Genomic DNA, 16,779 nt, shown 5'->3' with positions numbered 1-16,779 from the left:
GCGGGCGCGCGGTCACCCGTCAGCGGAGGTCGACGAGGCCGCCGAGGCCGCTGACCTCCAGCACGGAGCGGGTCACGCCGCTCTCGGCGGCGTGCACGATCAGCCGCCACCCCTCGTCCCGCGCGATCCGCGCCATCGCGAGGACGACGCGCACCGCGGCGCTGCTGAACAGCGTCACCTCGTGCAGGTCCAGTTCGACCTGCACGGTGCCGCCGTGGCTGGCCTCCAGGAGGCGTATCCGCAGCTGTCCGGCGCACGACTCGTCCACCGCTCCGGTGGCGCGGACGACCGGCCGCGGGCCGTCCCGGTCGACGACGACGGTGGCGCCGTCGGCACCGGCCGCCGACGACGGCTCGGGCTCCGGGCTGCGTCGCAGGCGCATCGACAGCGTCACCGTCGTGCCGTTCCGGTCGTCCAGCGAGACGCTGTCGACGAGCTGACGCATGATCAGCAGCCCTCGGCCGCGGTCGCCCGGATCGCGGTCCGGCGCCCGCCAGGTCCCGTCGTCGTGGATGGTGACCGACAGCACCCCGTCCGCGTCGACCTCCGCCCGCACCGACATGGGGCCCGGCTCCGTGCCGCGGTAGGCGTGCTCGGCGGCGTTGGCGCAGGCCTCACCGACGGCGGCCATCACGCCGACCCGGTCGTTCTCCCCCATGCCCAGCTCGGTCAGCCACGCGCTGAGCCGGCGCCGCACCCCCGGCAGCGACGCGGGCACGGCCACGAGGTCCAGCTGCAACGGCTCCAGGGCGATCTCGCGACGGTGGGCCACCAGCACGGCGACGTCGTCGGGCCAGTCGTGCGGCGGCCGGACCAGCTCGGCGATCTCCACGGCCAGCCCGGAGGCGGTTCCCGGGTCACCCGCACCCGGCCGGCCCAGCACCTCCCGCGAAGCGGCGACCAGCCGGTCCAGCGCGACCGCGTAGTCGCTGCCGCCCCCGGCGAGCGCCCCGTTGGAGAACAGCACGAGGGTGGCGCCCTGGGCGAGCTCGTACCCGTGCACCGGCGTCTCCGCGCCGGGCATGCTGCCCAGTGGCGGACGCGGCGTCACCGGGAGGAAGGAGGCGCTGCCGTCCCGTCGGACGACGAGAGGGGCCGGGTGCCCGGCCGTGGTGTAGGACAGCGCGCCGGTGGCGGAGTCGAGCACGCCGTAGAACACCGACGCGCCCTCGACGTCGTCCATCGGAGCCGCGAAGGCGTCCAGATCGGCCAGGACCGCCGGCGGGGACGGATCGCGCAACGCCGTCGAGCGCATGGCGCCGCGCAGCCGGCTCATCGCACCCGCGGCGGCGACGCCGTGGCCCACCGCATCCCCCACGACGAGGGCGACCTTCCCGTCGCCCAGCGGGACCGCGTCGTACCAGTCACCGCCGGCAGCCCGCACCGAGGTCGCCTGGTGGTAGCTGCCCGCCAGGGCCAGGTCGGGCAGCATCGGGAGGAACGGCGGCAGGAGCGAGGACTGGGCGGCCTCCACGGCGTGCGCGGCGGGCAACGGCCAGGGCACGGCGTCCGGGTCGTCGTGCTCGATGACGGCCATCGCGCCGCGTTCACCCGCGAAGGACATGGCCCGGACGACGACGGTCACCGAGGGCCCGTCCTGCCCCAGCGGGCCGCGGAGCGTGTCGGCCCGGCCCGTGCCGGTCACCGCGTCCACCACCCCGGCCAGGGGCCGGCCGTCGACGGGCGGCAGCCGGTCGAGGTCGGCGCCCAGGCGGCGGGCGCTGGCGTTGGCCCAGATCGTCCGCCCCGCACCGCCCACGCAGTAGATCGCTGCCGGCGCCGTCTCCATGCCCGCGAGCAGCGCAGCGGCCCCCTCCGGCCCGAGGGCGTCCGGAGGGGTTGACAGACTCCCCTGGTCGGTGCTCATCCATGGCCAGGGAACAACAGGCCCTCGACCTCGGCAACCGCGCCGTGTCGACCCCGCACGGGCGGGGCAGCGCACGTTTCGGCCGGTTCCTGCGGTGGTAGTAGAACCCGTCGGCTCTCGCCCGCCGAGGGCCTGTCGGCCCCCACCGGGGGCGGCGGGGCAGGATGGACACCGTGCGGCTCGACAGCCGAGTGCGCCGGGACGAAGGAGCGGATAGCGGATGGTGGACTCGAGGGGTGCCCTCGCGCAGGACGGGCGGCGTGCGGAACGGCTGGAGCTGCGGGTGCCCATCACCCCCATGCAGCTCCCGGCGGTCCGGGCGATGGCCGGTGACCTCGCCATCCGGATGGACTACGACCTGGACAGCGTCGAGGACCTCCGCCTCGCCGTCGACGAGGCCTGCGCGACGCTCGCCAGCGTCGTCGCGGGCGACGCGCCGCTGACGGTGGTCTTCGAGACCACGCGCTCCGGGCTGCACATCGAGGCCTGGGTGCCCACCACCGAGGGCGTCGACGTGCCGCGGGACGGATTCGGGTGGGCGGTGCTGGCCACGCTGGTCGACGCGGTCGAGGGCCGGCCCGCCACGCAGGGTCAGGTCCCCGGCGGGGATGGCTCGACCGCACCGGTCGCCGTGATCACCATGGACAAGTTCCTGCCGGGTCAGCGTCCCGCCGAGCTCACGGGCGGGGCGGGGCAGAACCTCTCGGTGGCCCGATGACCCGGTCTCCCGCCACCGACCCCGCGGGGATCAGGGTGGATTCACGGGACGGCGTCACACCCGAGCCGCGGGAGGCGCCGGAGGTGGATGTGGCGACCGGCGCCCGGCCCGACGCCGCCGACCTCCCCGTAGCGGAGCTCCCGGCCGTGGCCGAGACACCCGCCGAGGGCGAGGCCGTCGAGAGTGAGGCCGTCGAGAGCGAGGCCGTCGAGAGTGCGGCCGTCGAGAATGTGGCGGCCAACAGTGTGGCCGCCGAGGAGTCCCCTCCCACCGAGGATGCTCCGCCGATCTCGGACAACCGGCGCCGGGCCCAGCGCACCGCGCCGCTGTTCGCCGAGCTGGCCACGCTGGAGAAGGACGACCCGCGCCGGGAGCGGCTGCGGGAGATCCTCGTCGAGGAGCACCTGCCGCTGGTCCGGCACTTCGCCCGCCGGTTCAGCAACCGTGGCGAGCCCTTCGACGACCTGCTGCAGGTCGGCACGCTGGGTCTGATCGCCGCGATCGACCGGTTCGACCCGACCCGCGGCGTGGAGTTCCTCTCCTTCGCGGTGCCGACGATCACCGGGGAGATCAAGCGGCACTTCCGCGACCAGGGCTGGTCGGTGCGCGTGCCGCGCCGGCTGCAGGAGCTGCACCTGTCGCTCAACGCGGCGGTCGGGGAGCTGGCGCAGAAGAACGGCCGCGCGCCCACGCCGAGCGAGCTCGCGCAGCACCTGGGCATCCCGCGCGAGGAGGTCCTCGAGGGCCTCGCCGTCGCCAACGCCTACCGCAGCAGCTCGCTGGACGAACGGCTCTCCGGCGACGACGACTCCCCCACTCTGGCCGCCACCCTCGGCGAGGAGGACGCCGCGCTCGAGGGCGTGGAGTACCGGGAGTCGCTGCAGCCGCTGCTGGCCACCATCCCGGCCCGCGAGCGCCGCATCCTGATCCTGCGGTTCTTCGGCAACATGACGCAGTCGCAGATCGCCGCCGACATCGGCATCTCGCAGATGCACGTGTCCCGACTCCTGTCCCAGACGCTGGCCAAGCTGCGCGAGGGCCTGCTCAAGGACTGAGTAGCCACCGGCACGGCCGCGGCCCGCGACCTCTTGGTCCCGGGCCGCAGCCGTGCCGGGAGGCAGATCCGCTGCGACATCTGGCAACCCGGCCACTCGTGCCGGCGCTCCGTCCCGGCGAGGGTGGGCACATGACCACCGCAGCGGACCAGGACGCCGTCGCCCACTTCTCTGCCCGGCTGCGCTTCGGGACCGATCCCTCCGACGTCGCCGCCGCACGTGGTACCGGTGCGGACCTGCTCGTGCTCGACGTGCGCAGCCGAGCCGCCTGGGACCAGGGCCACGTGCCCGGCGCCCGCCACCTGCCGCTGCCCGAGCTGGAGGCGCGGCTGATCGAGCTGCCGGCACCGCAGGACGACCCGCACCTGGTCGTCTACTGCTGGGGTCCGGGTTGCAACGGCTCGACCCGCGGAGCGTTCACGCTGGCGCGGGCCGGCTACCGGCACGTGCAGGAGATGCTCGGGGGCTTCGAGTACTGGGCGCGCGAGGGTCTGGCCGTGGCGACGGCGTCCGGGCGCACCCGGCTGCCCGTCGACCCCCTGACGGCGCCGGCGTCGTCGGCGCGCCCGCCCGGGCCGGGCGGTTGCTGAGTCCCGGAGCGCGCCGGCCCGGGCACGGCAGGAGCCCAGGACCGCGGCGGTCCTGGGCTCCCGACGGTTCGTCACCCGGGGCCGCGCGACCGGCCCACCCTGCGACGGGCCGGTTCAGCCCTGCGGCGGGCGGGTGCCGTCGTCGTCCGCGGCGAACTGCTCGCGGACGGCGGGATCGGCGGCCGGCCCGCTGTCCCGCACGTCCCGGGTGAGCTGCGACAACGGCGGCGGCGCGGGCACGGCGGGTGTGGAGTCGCTGATGCTCGTCATCTCGATCTTCGCCTCGGGCTGGTCGGCGGCCCGCGGGAGCTGCGACTCGAACCAGCTGCTCGTGTCGATGCCGCCCTCGGGAGGAGCGGTGCGCCCGTCGGCCGACGGCTCGACGTCCATCCAGGACTTGCCGCCCTCGGCGCCGCCGAGGCTGGCCAGCCCCTCGAGCGCCTTGCTGAACTCGCTGGGGACGATCCACATCTTGTTGGCGTCGCCCTGCGCGATCTGCGGCAGCGTCTGCAGGTACTGGTAGGCCAGCAGTCCCTGGTCGGGCTTGCCGTCGTGGATGGCCTGGAACACCGTCTCGATCGACTTGGCCTGACCCTGGGCCTGCAGGAAGAGCGCCGCCCGCTCACCTTCGGCGCGCAGGATCCGGCTCTGCCGCTCGGCCTCGGCCTCGAGGATCGCCGCCTGCTTGCGCCCCTCCGCGGAGAGGATGGCCGAGGCCTTCTCGCCCTCGGCGGTGGTGATGGCCGACTGCCGGGCACCCTCGGCGGTCAGGATGATGGCGCGCTTGTCGCGGTCGGCGCGCATCTGCTTCTCCATCGAGTCCTGGATGGAGGCCGGCGGGTCGATCGCCTTGATCTCGACGCGGGCGACCCGAAGCCCCCAGGGTCCGGTGGTCCCGTCGAGCACCTCGCGCAGCTGGCTGTTGATGCCGTCGCGGCCGGTCAGCGCACCCTCGAGGTTGAGTCCGCCGACCACGTTGCGCAGCGTCGTGGTGGTCAGCTGCTCCATGCCGGTGATGTAGTTCGCGATCCCGTAGACGGCCAGCTTCGGGTCGGTGACCTGGAAGTACAGGACCGTGTCGATGCCGACCTGCAGGTTGTCGGCGGTGATCACCGGCTGGGGCGGGAAGGAGATGACCTGCTCGCGCAGGTCGATGGTCGCGCGCACGCGGTCGACGAAGGGCACCAGGATCGACAGACCGGGCGTGAGCGTCCGGCTGTAGCGGCCCAGCCGCTCGATGACCTTGGCCTGGGCCTGCGGCACGATGGTCACGCTCTTGGCGAGCACGAAGATCAAGAGCAGGGCGACGACGATCAGGGCGATCAGAGCGGCGTCCACGGGAGACTCCTTCGTCGGGGGCGGTCGGGGCCGACCCTTTCACGTCCCGCAGCGCCGGTCACGCGGCCGGCCGCTCGTTCACTCCAGGGCGTCCCCCACGACCGCCGTCGCGCCCTGGATCTGCAGGATGCGGACGGTCGTGCCGACGGCGTAGGCCTCGCCCTCGTACTGGGTGCGGGCCGACCACTCGTCGGCGCCCATGCGAATCCGGCCACCGGCGGCGTCGACCGCGCGGGTCACCGTGGCCGTGCGGCCGACGAGCACGTCCACGCCGTCCAGCTGGAGGGGCGTGCGCTCGGTCAGGTGCCGCTTGGCGATCGGCCGGACGACGGCGAGCAGTGCCAGCGAGACGGCGATGAAGGCGAGCAGCTGGAACGCCACCGCGCCCCCGGCGAGCGCGACGGCCATCCCGCCGAGCGCGCCGCCGGCGAACATCAGCAGGACCAGGTCGAGGGTGAACACCTCGCCGCCGGCGAACAGGCCGGCGGCGATCAACCAGAGCAGCCACGCAGCCATGGCCGGAGTCTGGCAGAGCCGGGGGCCGGACGTGGGACGGCGCACGCCGCGCACCCCGGCGGGACGACGCGCCGCCGACGTAGCCTCGCCCGGTGCACGACTTCCCCGCCGGCCGTCTCGCGGTGTGGGCCACCGCCTGGCTCACCGGCCGCACCTCCTTCGACGAGGCCCTCGACGCCGTCACCGGCGACACCGCCCACCGGGTGAGCGGGCTGCCGGGCACCGACGGCGCCGTCCCCCTGGGCGAGGCGCTCGCCGCGCTGCGCGGCCTGGGCGAACGCCGGCTGCGGCTGGTGCTCCCCGCCCCCGGCGACGTCCGCGGCCTGCCCGCGGTGCCGGGACTGGCACCGGTCGCGCTGGAGGTGGGGCAGGCCGCCGTCGGCGACCGGGTCGTCATGATCCCCGAGCCGCTGGGCCCCGAGGTCCTGCAGTGGACGGCGTTCCCGCTGGACGGCATCGCCCCGCCGCCCCCGCCGGTCGAGGGCACGCTGCGCGCCGCGGCCGGCGCCCTCGACCTCGCCGTCACCGACTCCGCCCGGACGCTGGCCGAGCTCGACCTCGCGCGCTGGCACCCCGAGGTGCCCGAGCTGCTCGCCGGCCTGGCCCGCCCGAAGCCGGCGCCGGGGCTGCCCGACGACCACGACCCACTCGCCCTGGCCATCCTGGGCCGGGCCCTGCGCGTGGCCGCCGTCCTCGACCTGGCCATGGCCGACGCGCCGGGCGGCGCGGTCAACCAGGCGCAGGCCGCCCGCCGGGACGCCGTCCTGCGTCCCCTGTCCGGCGCCGTCCGCGAGGCGGTGACGGCGGCGTACAACGCGCTGCCCCGCTGACCGTCGGACCCAGTGCTGCATGGTCATGCAGAGTCGTGAATACTTGTGCTCGTGTCCAAGGTGCTCACGTCTCTCCCGGTCGACGAACGCGTCGGCATCGCGTTCTCCGGCGGTCTCGACACGTCGGTGGCGGTCGCGTGGATGCGCGACAAGGGCGCCGTCCCCTGCACCTACACCGCCGACATCGGGCAGTACGACGAGCCCGACATCGGCTCGGTGCCCGGCCGGGCCACCGCCTACGGCGCTGAGCTCGCGCGGCTGGTCGACTGCCGCGCCGCGCTGGTCGAGGAGGGCCTGGCCGCGCTGACCTGCGGCGCCTTCCACATCCGCTCGGGCGGGCGCAGCTACTTCAACACCACGCCGCTCGGCCGCGCGGTCACCGGCACGCTGCTGGTGCGCGCGATGCTCGCGGACGACGTCCAGATCTGGGGCGACGGCTCCACCTACAAGGGCAACGACATCGAGCGGTTCTACCGGTACGGGCTGCTGGCCAACCCCGGGCTGCGGATCTACAAGCCGTGGCTGGACGCCGACTTCGTCACCGAGCTCGGCGGGCGCAAGGAGATGTCGGAGTGGCTGGTCGCCCACGACCTGCCCTACCGCGACAGCGCGGAGAAGGCCTACTCCACCGACGCCAACATCTGGGGCGCCACCCACGAGGCCAAGACCCTCGAGCACCTGGACACCGGCATCGAGACCGTCGAGCCCATCATGGGCGTGCGGTTCTGGGACCCGGCGGTGTCGATCGAGCCGGAGACGGTGGCGATCGGCTTCGAGCAGGGCCGGCCGGTCACCATCGACGGCAAGGAGTTCGACTCCGCCGTGGACCTCGTGATGGCAGCCAACGCGATCGGCGGCCGGCACGGCCTGGGCATGTCCGACCAGATCGAGAACCGGATCATCGAGGCCAAGAGCCGCGGCATCTACGAAGCACCCGGCATGGCACTGCTGCACATCGCCTACGAGCGGCTGGTCAACGCCATCCACAACGAGGACACCCTGGCCACTTACCACTCCGAGGGCCGGCGGCTGGGCCGGCTCATGTACGAGGGCCGCTGGCTGGACCCCCAGGCGCTCATGCTCAGGGAGTCGCTGCAGCGCTGGGTCGGCATGGCCGTCTCCGGTGAGGTGACGATCCGGCTGCGCCGCGGCGAGGACTACTCGATCCTTGACACCACCGGCTCCTCGTTCAGCTACCACCCGGACAAGCTGTCGATGGAGCGCACCTCGGACTCCGCGTTCGGCCCGGTCGACCGGATCGGCCAGCTGACCATGCGCAACCTCGACATCGCCGACTCCCGGGCGCGCCTGGAGCAGTACGCGCGGATCGGCATGGTCGGCGGCTCCGCCACCCATGCCGCGATCGGTGCAGCGCAGGCGGCGTCCACCGGGCTCATCGACGCCTCCGAGGCCGGCGGCGCCGAGGCGATCGCGAGCCGGGGCGAGGTCTCCGAGCACGACGAGCTGCTCGACCGCGCGGCGATGGAGTCCGGCACCGACTGACCCACCGCTCCGGGGCTTCTTCCCGCGCGCACGAACCCCTGCTCCGGCGATCGGGCCAGGGCTACGGTCGTCGGGCATGACCGAGCAGTTGACGATGAACCGGGTCATCCACGCCGCGGTACGGCGCGACCTGGACCGCCTCGACCAGGCGCTGGCCGGCATGGCCGACGGCGACCGGTCACGCGCCCAGGCGCTGGAGCGTGCCTACGCGAACCTGCGCACCGAGCTCACCCTCCACCACGAGGGCGAGGACACCCACATCTGGCCGATGCTCGCCTCGGTGGGCGTCGACCGGGGTCTGCTGGACACCATGGAGAGCGAGCACCACGCGATGGCCGAAGCGCTGGCGGAGACCGGTGCGGCCATGGCGACCCTCGCGGGCAGCGGTCGGGCCGTCGACGCCGCGGCGGCCCGGGACAGTCTGCTGCGCACGCGGGAGGTCACCGAACGCCACCTCCGGCACGAGGAGACCGAGCTCGAGCCGCAGCTCGCCCCGTTCCACGACAGCCCCGAGTGGAAGGCCGTGGAGAAGAAGCTGCGCAGCCAGCCGCTGCCCGTGACGGGGCGCTTCTTCGCCTGGCTCACCGACGGCATGAGCGCGGAGCACCGCGCGTTCCTGAAGCAGACGGTGCCCACTCCGGTGGTCACCGTGCTGTCGAGGACCTTCGGCCGCCGCTACTACAGGGACGTCGCCCGCACCTGGAAGTGACTCTCGAGCCCCATCGGCGACGGGTGTTCAGGGTGCCCCGCAGACGACTGTGGTCCGCGAAGGCAGCCGATGCAGGTGTCTGACCCGTGTGGCGCCGATCGGAGCGCCGGCGGCCCGACAGAACGCAGTCGCCCAGAAGGCGGCTTAAGGGACAGCCGTCACCATCCGCGGTTCGGTGTCAGGTCGTCGGTTGCCGCGACGGGCCAGGCTTCCAGGCCCGGAGCCTGGAGCAGGGCTTCGATGAGCTGGTTGGACCCGCCGATCACTGTGGAGTCGAAGTCTATCTCGCTGCCCAGGCACCAGGTGCGATCGGCAGGCCACAGCAGGTCGGGTGACTGCCGCTCCTCGTGCCCGTCGGGCTCCTGCACGCCGATGCTGAGCGCTGCCCGCAGGGGGCCTCGAAAGAGGAGGTAGTCGCGGCCGGGAAGGCGGAACAGCGGACCGGCCAGCAAGTCCTGCGGCAGGGCCCCGGAAGGCGCGACTGCTGGTGCCGCAAGCCCACCAAGGAGGGTCCTGCGCTGCAGGCGCATCGGGCCCGCGTTCAGCCACGACCATCCCTCCCAGACCGCGTGGTAGCAGTCCGACCCGGCAGGGGTGAAGCGGTCCAGCGCATCCAGCAGCGCGACCAGAGTCGACGTCGGGACGTTGCCTTCTGCGGGCTCGCGGCCGTGCCACGTCGCGGTGGACGACCGCGCCGTCTGCCGGAACGGCCAGCGGCCCGTCGTCCGCATCTCGTTGATGGTTGGTGCGATGGAGCTCCAGAGCATGGTGGCGTGCGGCGTCTGACCAGTCCGCTGGCACGCCTCTGTCCAGGTCACCGGATGACCTTGCTCATCCTGGGCGGGGTGTAAAACGCGGGCGTAGGCGTCGAACCCTGTCGGAACGACGTCGCACACCCGACTCCCGAAGTCGCTGATTCGAGCTGCGATCCAGTCGCCGACGGACACATCAGCGACCGGCTCAAGTCCATAGAAACTCACTCGGCCATCGTCCCTGGAAGATCGTCGCCAATGCCCAGATGCGAACAGAATGTCACCCCCGCGGATGTCCCTTAGTGGGCGGCGGTTTCAAGCGGTCGTCGCAACGACTGGCTTTCCGGGGTCGGACAGTAGCCGCTCCATGGCCTTGGCTGGACTGATGAACCCGAGGGTCTGGCGGGGCCGATCGGCTACTGGCCGGATCCCCGGACAGGAATATGCCGCCCAGGAGTCCGAGGGCCGGGCGGACCAATAGACGATCAGGAGCAGGGCGACAAGCACCAGCGCTCCCGCTGCAACGAGGGTGATCGAACCACGGTAGAGGCGCCGGAGGTGAAACTCGCTCCATCTCGGCGCGGATCTTCTCTAGTGTCATCGCATGCCCCCCGGTCAGCGCCCAGCCGTCGTGCGCCGAGTAACGCTGCTGACTCTCTTCGGAGGGGTCGCATTGATTGCGACATACGCTCTGTGCAAGACGTTCGAGATCGGCAAGATCGGAGCGCCCAGCGACATCGGCGGAGGATTTATCCTCCTCGCTGGCTACGCCTGTGCGGGCATCGGGGTCGCGCTAGCCATTGGCGACTTCCTGCAGTACCGGCGCGGCCGTCAGTCGTAGGCGCCAGAGGGGACATGCGGCGGGCTCGCTAGCCGCAGCCTTCCGACTCCTGATTACTGCGTTAGTCGTCGAGTTGAGAGCTCCGCGCGGTTGCACCTTAGTGGGCCGCACAGTGACACGCGCTGACTCACCGCTAAGGCGGCCTCGGTAGACAAGACGGCTCGAACCACCCCGGCGAGTTGCGGGGATGTGGGCCCAGCAAGGACCGGCATGGAGAGGGCACGCAGTGGCTCCATCGCCGACTCGCTCAGCCCCCGGCGGAGCACGCAGGCCGCCTGGCGCCATGGCGTCGCCGCCTCGTCCTCGTCCTCCTGACCGTGCAGGGTGTCGACCTGATCCACGCGGTCACTTCGCGGTGATGGGCTACCGAGCTGAGCTCAGCGTGCTTCGGGGCGGTGGCCCTGCACGCACTCGTTGCAGATCGCCGCAAGCGACAAGAGGACGGCACATGGGCAACGCACCCAGCGAGGTTCCTGGGACGTGACGTTCTCGAGCCGCGGGACCGGTCGCCCCTTAGGCAGTGGGGCGCTGCCGCGGCGGCACGAAGCAGCACAACGCGGGGCAGTTCGTGCCCAGCCGAGGCTCTCCGCCCGCACGGCGCTCGGCCAGCAGCTCGACCAGGGAGGCGACGAAGGCCGGGTGGGTACCGGCCGTACCGGCGCGGGCGAAAGCCAGCCCGAGCTCCTCGGCCGTCTCCTTCGCCTCGTTGTCGAGGTCCCAGATCACCTCGAGGTGGTCGCTGACGAACCCGACCGGGAAGAGGACGACGGCCGTCTCCCCCGCCTTAGCCAGCGCGCTCAGGTGGTCGTTGACGTCGGGTTCCAGCCAGGGCACCGACGGCGGGCCGCTGCGGCTCTGCCACACGAGGTCGAAGGCCCGGCCCGGCGCCACCAGGTCGACAACGTGGCGCGCGGCGGCCTGCAGCTCGGCCTCGTAGGCGTGACCCTGCGGGCCGGCGACGGCGGCCATCGAGTCCGGGATGCTGTGCGCCGTCGCGACCAGCCGGGCGGAGTCGCGCACGTCGTCGGGCAGCTCGGCCAGGGCGGCGGCCAGCGCGTCGGCGTTGGCACGCACGAAGCCCTCGGCGTCGAAGTAGTGCGGCAGCTTCTCCGCGGTCGGCCCGCCGGCCGCGCCCGCGTCCCCGGTCATCGCCGCGCGGGCCCGGGCGATGTCCTCGTGGTACTGCCGGCAGCCGGAGAACGAGGCGTAGGCCGACGTCGCCAGGACGTAGGCGTGCTGGATGCCGTCGTCGGCCATCTGCTGCCAGACGTCCTCGACGTAAGGCGCCCAGTTGCGATTGCCCCAGTAGACCGGCAGGTCGATCCCGGCCGAGCGCAGGCCGCCCTCGAGGGCTGCGAGCAGCGCCTTGTTCTGATCGTTGATCGGGCTGACGCCGCCGAAGTGGTGGTAGTGCTCGGCGACCTCCTCCAGCCGCTCGCGCGGGATGCCGCGGCCGCGGGTGACGTTCTCCAGGAACGGCATCACGTCGTCGTGGCCCTCGGGGCCGCCGAAGGAGAGCAGCAGCAGGGCCTCACGGCGTCCGGCCGGCGCCGGGGCGGACGACGGCTCGACGCCGCCGTTGTTGCGGACGGCCAGCGAGGGGTTCTCGTCGGGACGCTGACCGGCAGGGGTGATGTCGACGATGGCGCGGGGCACAAGAATTCTTTCCTGTTACGAGGTGTCTCCGGATGCAGCGTGGCTCTGTGAGGCGTCACACGCCGACGGCGTGGAAGCCTCCGTCGACGTGGACGATCTCGCCGGTCGTGGCGGGGAACCAGTCGGAGAGCAGCGCGACGACGGCCTTGCCGGCGGGCTCGGTGTCGGTGACCGACCAGCCCAGCGGTGCGCGGCCCTCCCAGGCCTCCTCGAACTGAGCGCTGCCGGGGATGGACTTCATCGCCATGCTGCGCAGCGGGCCGGCGGCGACGATGTTGGACCGCACGCCCTCGGGTCCGAGCTCGCGGGCGACGTAGCGGGAGGTGGACTCGAGGGCCGCCTTGGCCGCGCCCATCCAGCCGTAGACCGGCCAGGCGACGGTGGCGTCGAACGTGAGCCCGACGACCGAGGAGGGGTTCGCGAGCAGCGGGCGGCAGGCCTGGGTGAGGGAGGCGTAGGACCAGGCCGACACCTGGAACGCGGTGGCGGCGTGCTCCCAGGCGACCTCGGGGAAGCCCTCCCCCATCGCCTCCTGGGGCGCGAATCCGATCGAGTGGACGACGCCGTCGAGCGAGTCGACGCCCTGCTCCCGGAGCCGGTCGGCCAGCGAGCCGAGGTGCTCGGTGTTCGTCACGTCCAGCTCGACGACGGCGGCCTCCTGCGGCAGCCGCTTGGCGATCCGCTGGCACAGCGACAGCGCGCGCCCGAAGTTGGACAGCACGACGGTGGCGCCCTGCTCCTGGGCGATGCGCGCCGTCGCGAAGGCGATCGACGCCTCGGTCAGCACGCCGGTGACCAGCACTGTCTTCCCCGCCAGGATGCCCATCAGTACTCCACCTCAGGTCCGGTGCGGCTCGGGGCCAGCACCCAGCGAAGAGTCCCCATCAGTGCCCCATCCCCAGTCCGCCGTCGACCGGGACGACCGCCCCGGTGATGTAGCCGGCCGCGTCGCTCGCCAGGAAGCGCACGACGCCGGCCACCTCCTCCGTGGAGGCGTACCGCCCCAGCGGCACCTGCCCCAGGATCTCCTGCTGCCGAGCCTCCGGCAGCGCCGCGGTCATGTCCGTGGTCACGAAGCCCGGCGCCACCACGTTGGCGGTGATGCTGCGGCTGCCGAGTTCGCGGGCGATCGAGCGGGCCAGGCCGACCAGGCCCGACTTCGACGCCGCGTAGTTGGTCTGACCCGCCGAGCCGAGCAGGCCGACGACGGACGACACGAAGATCATCCGCCCCGAGCGGGCGCGGACCATCTTGGCGCTGGCCCGCTTGGCGACCCGGTAGGCGGCGGTGAGGTTGGCGTCGAGGACGTCGGCGAAGTCCTCCTCCTTCATCCGCATGAGGAGGCCGTCGCGGGTGATGCCGGCGTTGCTCACCAGCACCTCGACCGGGCCCTGGCGCGCCTCGATCTCGGTGAAGGCCCGGTCGACGTCCGCGCTGCTGGTGACGTCGCACTGCACGCCGAAGAGCCCGTCGGGGGCGCCGCTGCCGCGGTGGGTCACCGCCACGGAATCGCCCTGCTCGGCGAACGAGCGCGCGATGGCCAACCCGATGCCCCGGTTGCCGCCGGTCACCAGCACCGATCTGCCCACGTGCACTCCCCTGCCGACGACGCCGAAGTCCTGCATCGAACCTATCCCCTGGTCGCAGGTCACACCGCCTACCGGCGGGTACGAACCTGCCCCGAGTCGATCATCGGCATCGGGTCGGGCCCGGCGGCGTGTCGAGCAGCCGATCGCCGATGATCAACGACCGGCGGGGCCGCAGCCCGTCGTCACCCGCGCCGGTCGCGTCGCAGCCACCCGCCGCCGTACAGCGCCCAGAGCACCAGGAGGGGCTGGAAGAACAGCCGGACCAGTCGCTTGCGGTCGGTGTCCAGGCCGAACGCGTCGGCGCCCTCCACGTACTGCGCGACGTTGCCGGGGAAGATCGCGACGAAGAACGCCGCGAGCAGTGCGCCGACGAGTCGCTTCTTCCCCGGCAACGCGATGAACGAGGCGCCCAGCGCGATCTCCGCGACGCCCGAGCCCAGCACCGTCAGGTCCTCGTCCACGGGGAACCACGCGGGCACCTGCGCCCGGAACTCCTGCCGTTGCGTGGTCAGGTGCAGCACCCCGGCCCCCACCATCGTGGCGCCGAGCAGCAGGCGGGCCGCGGTGCGGGGCAGCGAGGTCATGGCGCCACCCTAGGCAGGGCTCGTTGACAGGCCGGGCGCCACGGCCGTAGACAGCCGGGATGGAGAACGAGGCACAGCACCGCGTGGCGCTCGAGGTGGCCGACGGCGTGGCGACCGTCCGGCTGGACCGGCCCGAGAAGATGAACGCCCTGGACACGCCGATGTTCGAGGCGATCGTCGCGACCGGCCGGGAGTTGATGGAGCGCGACGACGTCGGTGCGGTGGTCCTCTCCGGCGCCGGGCGCGCCTTCTGCGCCGGCCTGGACTTCAGCGGCTTCGCGGCCATGGCCGAGAGGAGCGGGCCACGCGAGGTCGTGCCCCGCGAGCCGCTGGGCGCGGCCGGCGTGCTGGCCCAGCAGGCCGTCCACGTGTGGTCGCTGGTACCCGCACCGGTCATCGCCGCGGTGCACGGCTACGCCTTCGGTGGCGGGCTGCAGATCGCCCTCGGCGCCGACATCCGGCTGGTCGCCCCCGACGCGCAGCTGTCGCTCATGGAGATCCAGTGGGGCATCTGCCCCGACATGTGCGGCACGCAGCTGCTGCCCGAGCTCGTCGGCCGAGACGTCGCCAAGGAGCTGGCGCTGACCGGCCGCCGGGTGTCCGGGACCGAGGCGGCCCGGCTGGGGCTGGCCACCCGCGAGGAGGCCGACCCGCTGGCCGCGGCGCTCGCCCTGGCCGGCGAGATCGCCGGGCACAGCCGGAACGCGACCCGGGCGGTCAAGCGGCTGGTCGACCTCGCCGGCCGGGTGCCGCTCGGCGAGGGACTGGCGGCCGAGCAAACCGAGATCGGGAAGCTCATCGGCTCCCCCGAGCAGGCCGCCGTCGTCCGCGCGCGGCTCGGGACCGCCTGACCGCCGTGCTCCGGACGGCTCAGAGGTTGCGGCCGCAGGTGGGCCAGGCGCCCTTCCCCTGCCCCGCGAGCACCTTCTCCGCGACGGCGATCTGCTGCTCCCTCGTGGCCAGGTCGGCCCGCGGGGCGTAGGCGGCGCCGCCGTATCCGGTCCAGGTCCCCGGCGAGAACTGCAGCCCGCCGTAGTAGCCGTTGCCGGTGTTGATGCTCCAGTTGCCGCCGGACTCGCACCGCGCCACGGCGTCCCAGTCGCGGCCGGGGGCCGGGGCCGGGACGGCCGCGACCGGAGGCGGCGCGGCTGCGGGTGGCCGGGCGGGCGACGGCGACGGCGACGGCGCCGGCGCAGGTGCCGGCGCGGGCCGCGGTGCCGGCGCCGGCGCAGGTGCCGGCGCGGGCCGCGGTGCCGGCGCAGGTGCCGGCGCAGGTGCCGGCGCGGGCCGCGGTGCAGGTGCCGGCGCGGACTGCGTCGACGGCGACGGCGACGGCTGCCGAGGCGGTGGCGGTGCCGCCGATGGCGCCGGCGGGGGCACGGCCCGCGCGGCGGCCTGCTCGCGCTGCAGATCCACGATCGTCGTCCGCGCCGACTGGAGGCTGGCCCGCAGCGCGGCCTGCCGTGTCTCGAAGGCAGCGGTCGCCCGGCGCGCCTCCGCCTGCGCCTCCTGCGCGGAGGCGAGTGCGGCCGAGGCCTGCCGCGCCCGTTCCGCGGCGTCGGCGAGGGCGGCTCCGGCCGCGGCTGCGCTCCCGTCGGCGTCGTCCCGGACGGCGGTGAAGCGGTCGACGACGTCGGACTGTCCCTGGCCGGCGGCTTCGAGGAGCGCGGCCCGCTCGATCATCTGTGCCGGGCCCGCGGAGGTGAGCATCGCCCGCATCCCCGCGGAGGTGGTGCCGTCCATGTAGCTGCGCCGGGCGAAGGCCGCCAGCTCCGTCCGCGCGGCGTCCACGGCGGATGCGGCACCCTCGGCGGCGGTCCGGGCACGCTCGGCGGCCGTCCGGGCCTCGTCCAGCCCGGCCCGCTCGGCCTCGTACCGCCCGAGGGCAGCCGCCGCGGCGGCCTCGGCGGCGTCCAGTTCCGCCTGGACGGCGCCTTCCTCGGTGAGCAGCTCGGTGACCTGGGCAGCGGCCTCGTCGGCGGCCCGCTGGGCCGCGGTGACCTCGGCGTCGGTGGGCGCCGCGGAGGCCGTGCCGGCGGCGCCCGCCACCGCGAGGGCGGCGGCCACGGAGACGGCGAACGAACGGCACGCCGTCCGTCGCGATCTGCTGTTCCGGTGCACCCGCCCACCCCTCGTCGACCCGCTGTCCCGGGCCAGCATCCCCGCGTGGAGGCGTCCCTGCAGGGGACGTCGACCTTCCCGACCCCGCTGCGTCCCGCTGACCAGCGAGT

16 protein-coding genes are annotated in these 16,779 nt (G+C 73.5%); 7 read left to right on the top strand and 9 right to left on the bottom strand.

The genetic code is table 11. The features are described from left to right. Positions 1 to 19 precede the first annotated feature (19 nt). Positions 20 to 1,867 carry a SpoIIE family protein phosphatase gene (locus tag RM425_RS05130; RefSeq protein WP_311344103.1) on the bottom strand — a complete coding sequence of 616 codons (1,848 nt, stop codon included), beginning with the start codon at positions 1,865 to 1,867 and terminating at the stop codon, positions 20 to 22. 220 nt (positions 1,868 to 2,087) lie between these two features. Here RM425_RS05130 and RM425_RS05125 point away from each other — a divergent pair, with 220 nt between their 5' ends. From RM425_RS05125 to RM425_RS05115, 3 genes are all read left to right on the top strand, one after another. Further along, complete coding sequence (locus RM425_RS05125) at positions 2,088 to 2,585, top strand: ATP-binding protein (RefSeq protein WP_311344102.1); 498 nt, start codon at positions 2,088 to 2,090, stop codon at positions 2,583 to 2,585. Then, on the top strand, positions 2,582 to 3,640 hold the full coding sequence (locus RM425_RS05120; RefSeq protein WP_311344101.1) for an RNA polymerase sigma factor SigF: 1,059 nt from the start codon (positions 2,582 to 2,584) through the stop codon (positions 3,638 to 3,640). The genes RM425_RS05125 and RM425_RS05120 overlap by 4 nt, the downstream gene beginning before the upstream one ends. A 131-nt stretch (positions 3,641 to 3,771) precedes the next feature. Continuing rightward, the gene (locus RM425_RS05115; RefSeq protein WP_311344100.1) at positions 3,772 to 4,230 is read left to right on the top strand and encodes a rhodanese-like domain-containing protein; all 459 of its coding nucleotides are present in this window, start codon (positions 3,772 to 3,774) and stop codon (positions 4,228 to 4,230) included. Positions 4,231 to 4,344: 114 nt separating this feature from the next. Here the strand turns inward: RM425_RS05115 and RM425_RS05110 are convergent, their stop codons facing one another. After that, entirely contained in the window at positions 4,345 to 5,568 is a 1,224-nt protein-coding gene (locus RM425_RS05110; protein ID WP_311344099.1) for an SPFH domain-containing protein, read from the bottom strand. Between the two features lie 78 nt (positions 5,569 to 5,646). Further along, the gene (locus RM425_RS05105; protein ID WP_311344098.1) at positions 5,647 to 6,084 is read right to left on the bottom strand and encodes an NfeD family protein; all 438 of its coding nucleotides are present in this window, start codon (positions 6,082 to 6,084) and stop codon (positions 5,647 to 5,649) included. A gap of 92 nt (positions 6,085 to 6,176) precedes the next feature. Here RM425_RS05105 and RM425_RS05100 point away from each other — a divergent pair, with 92 nt between their 5' ends. The 3 genes from RM425_RS05100 (at position 6,177) to RM425_RS05090 (ending at position 9,126) form a co-directional block, all read left to right on the top strand. Next, positions 6,177 to 6,914, top strand: a complete 738-nt coding sequence (locus RM425_RS05100; protein WP_311344097.1) for a hypothetical protein — start codon at positions 6,177 to 6,179, stop codon at positions 6,912 to 6,914. A 51-nt stretch (positions 6,915 to 6,965) separates the two neighbouring features. Next, entirely contained in the window at positions 6,966 to 8,417 is a 1,452-nt protein-coding gene (gene argG / locus RM425_RS05095) for an argininosuccinate synthase (protein ID WP_311344096.1), read from the top strand. Between the two features lie 76 nt (positions 8,418 to 8,493). Beyond that, positions 8,494 to 9,126: a hemerythrin domain-containing protein gene (locus RM425_RS05090; RefSeq protein WP_311344095.1), complete on the top strand. Its 633-nt coding sequence runs from the start codon at positions 8,494 to 8,496 to the stop codon at positions 9,124 to 9,126. Positions 9,127 to 9,284: 158 nt separating this feature from the next. Here RM425_RS05090 and RM425_RS05085 read toward each other — a convergent pair whose 3' ends face one another. The 5 genes from RM425_RS05085 to RM425_RS05065 all read right to left on the bottom strand — a co-directional run bounded on the left by RM425_RS05085 (position 9,285) and on the right by RM425_RS05065 (position 14,548). After that, a complete protein-coding gene (locus tag RM425_RS05085; RefSeq protein ID WP_311344094.1) occupies positions 9,285 to 10,073 on the bottom strand; it encodes a hypothetical protein in 789 nt (262 codons plus the stop codon). A 1,159-nt stretch (positions 10,074 to 11,232) separates the two neighbouring features. After that, entirely contained in the window at positions 11,233 to 12,375 is a 1,143-nt protein-coding gene (locus RM425_RS05080) for a ferrochelatase (protein WP_311344093.1), read from the bottom strand. A gap of 55 nt (positions 12,376 to 12,430) precedes the next feature. Further along, positions 12,431 to 13,201: an enoyl-ACP reductase FabI gene (fabI, locus tag RM425_RS05075; protein ID WP_311344092.1), complete on the bottom strand. Its 771-nt coding sequence runs from the start codon at positions 13,199 to 13,201 to the stop codon at positions 12,431 to 12,433. Between the two features lie 58 nt (positions 13,202 to 13,259). Further along, on the bottom strand, positions 13,260 to 14,000 hold the full coding sequence (gene fabG / locus RM425_RS05070; RefSeq protein ID WP_449495078.1) for a 3-oxoacyl-ACP reductase FabG: 741 nt from the start codon (positions 13,998 to 14,000) through the stop codon (positions 13,260 to 13,262). 146 nt (positions 14,001 to 14,146) lie between these two features. Then, complete coding sequence (locus tag RM425_RS05065) at positions 14,147 to 14,548, bottom strand: DoxX family protein (protein WP_311344091.1); 402 nt, start codon at positions 14,546 to 14,548, stop codon at positions 14,147 to 14,149. Between the two features lie 59 nt (positions 14,549 to 14,607). Here RM425_RS05065 and RM425_RS05060 point away from each other — a divergent pair, with 59 nt between their 5' ends. Beyond that, entirely contained in the window at positions 14,608 to 15,399 is a 792-nt protein-coding gene (locus RM425_RS05060; RefSeq protein WP_311344090.1) for a crotonase/enoyl-CoA hydratase family protein, read from the top strand. 19 nt (positions 15,400 to 15,418) lie between these two features. Here RM425_RS05060 and RM425_RS05055 read toward each other — a convergent pair whose 3' ends face one another. Then, positions 15,419 to 16,615, bottom strand: coding sequence for a transglycosylase family protein (locus tag RM425_RS05055; RefSeq protein WP_311344089.1), 1,197 nt, complete (start codon positions 16,613 to 16,615; stop codon positions 15,419 to 15,421). Positions 16,616 to 16,779: the final 164 nt, after the last annotated feature.

Source organism: Blastococcus goldschmidtiae (assembly GCF_031845325.1).
GTDB lineage: Bacteria > Actinomycetota > Actinomycetes > Mycobacteriales > Geodermatophilaceae > Blastococcus > Blastococcus goldschmidtiae.
Note: the sequence above shows the minus strand (reverse complement) of the source record. Positions and strands in the feature narration are given on the sequence as shown.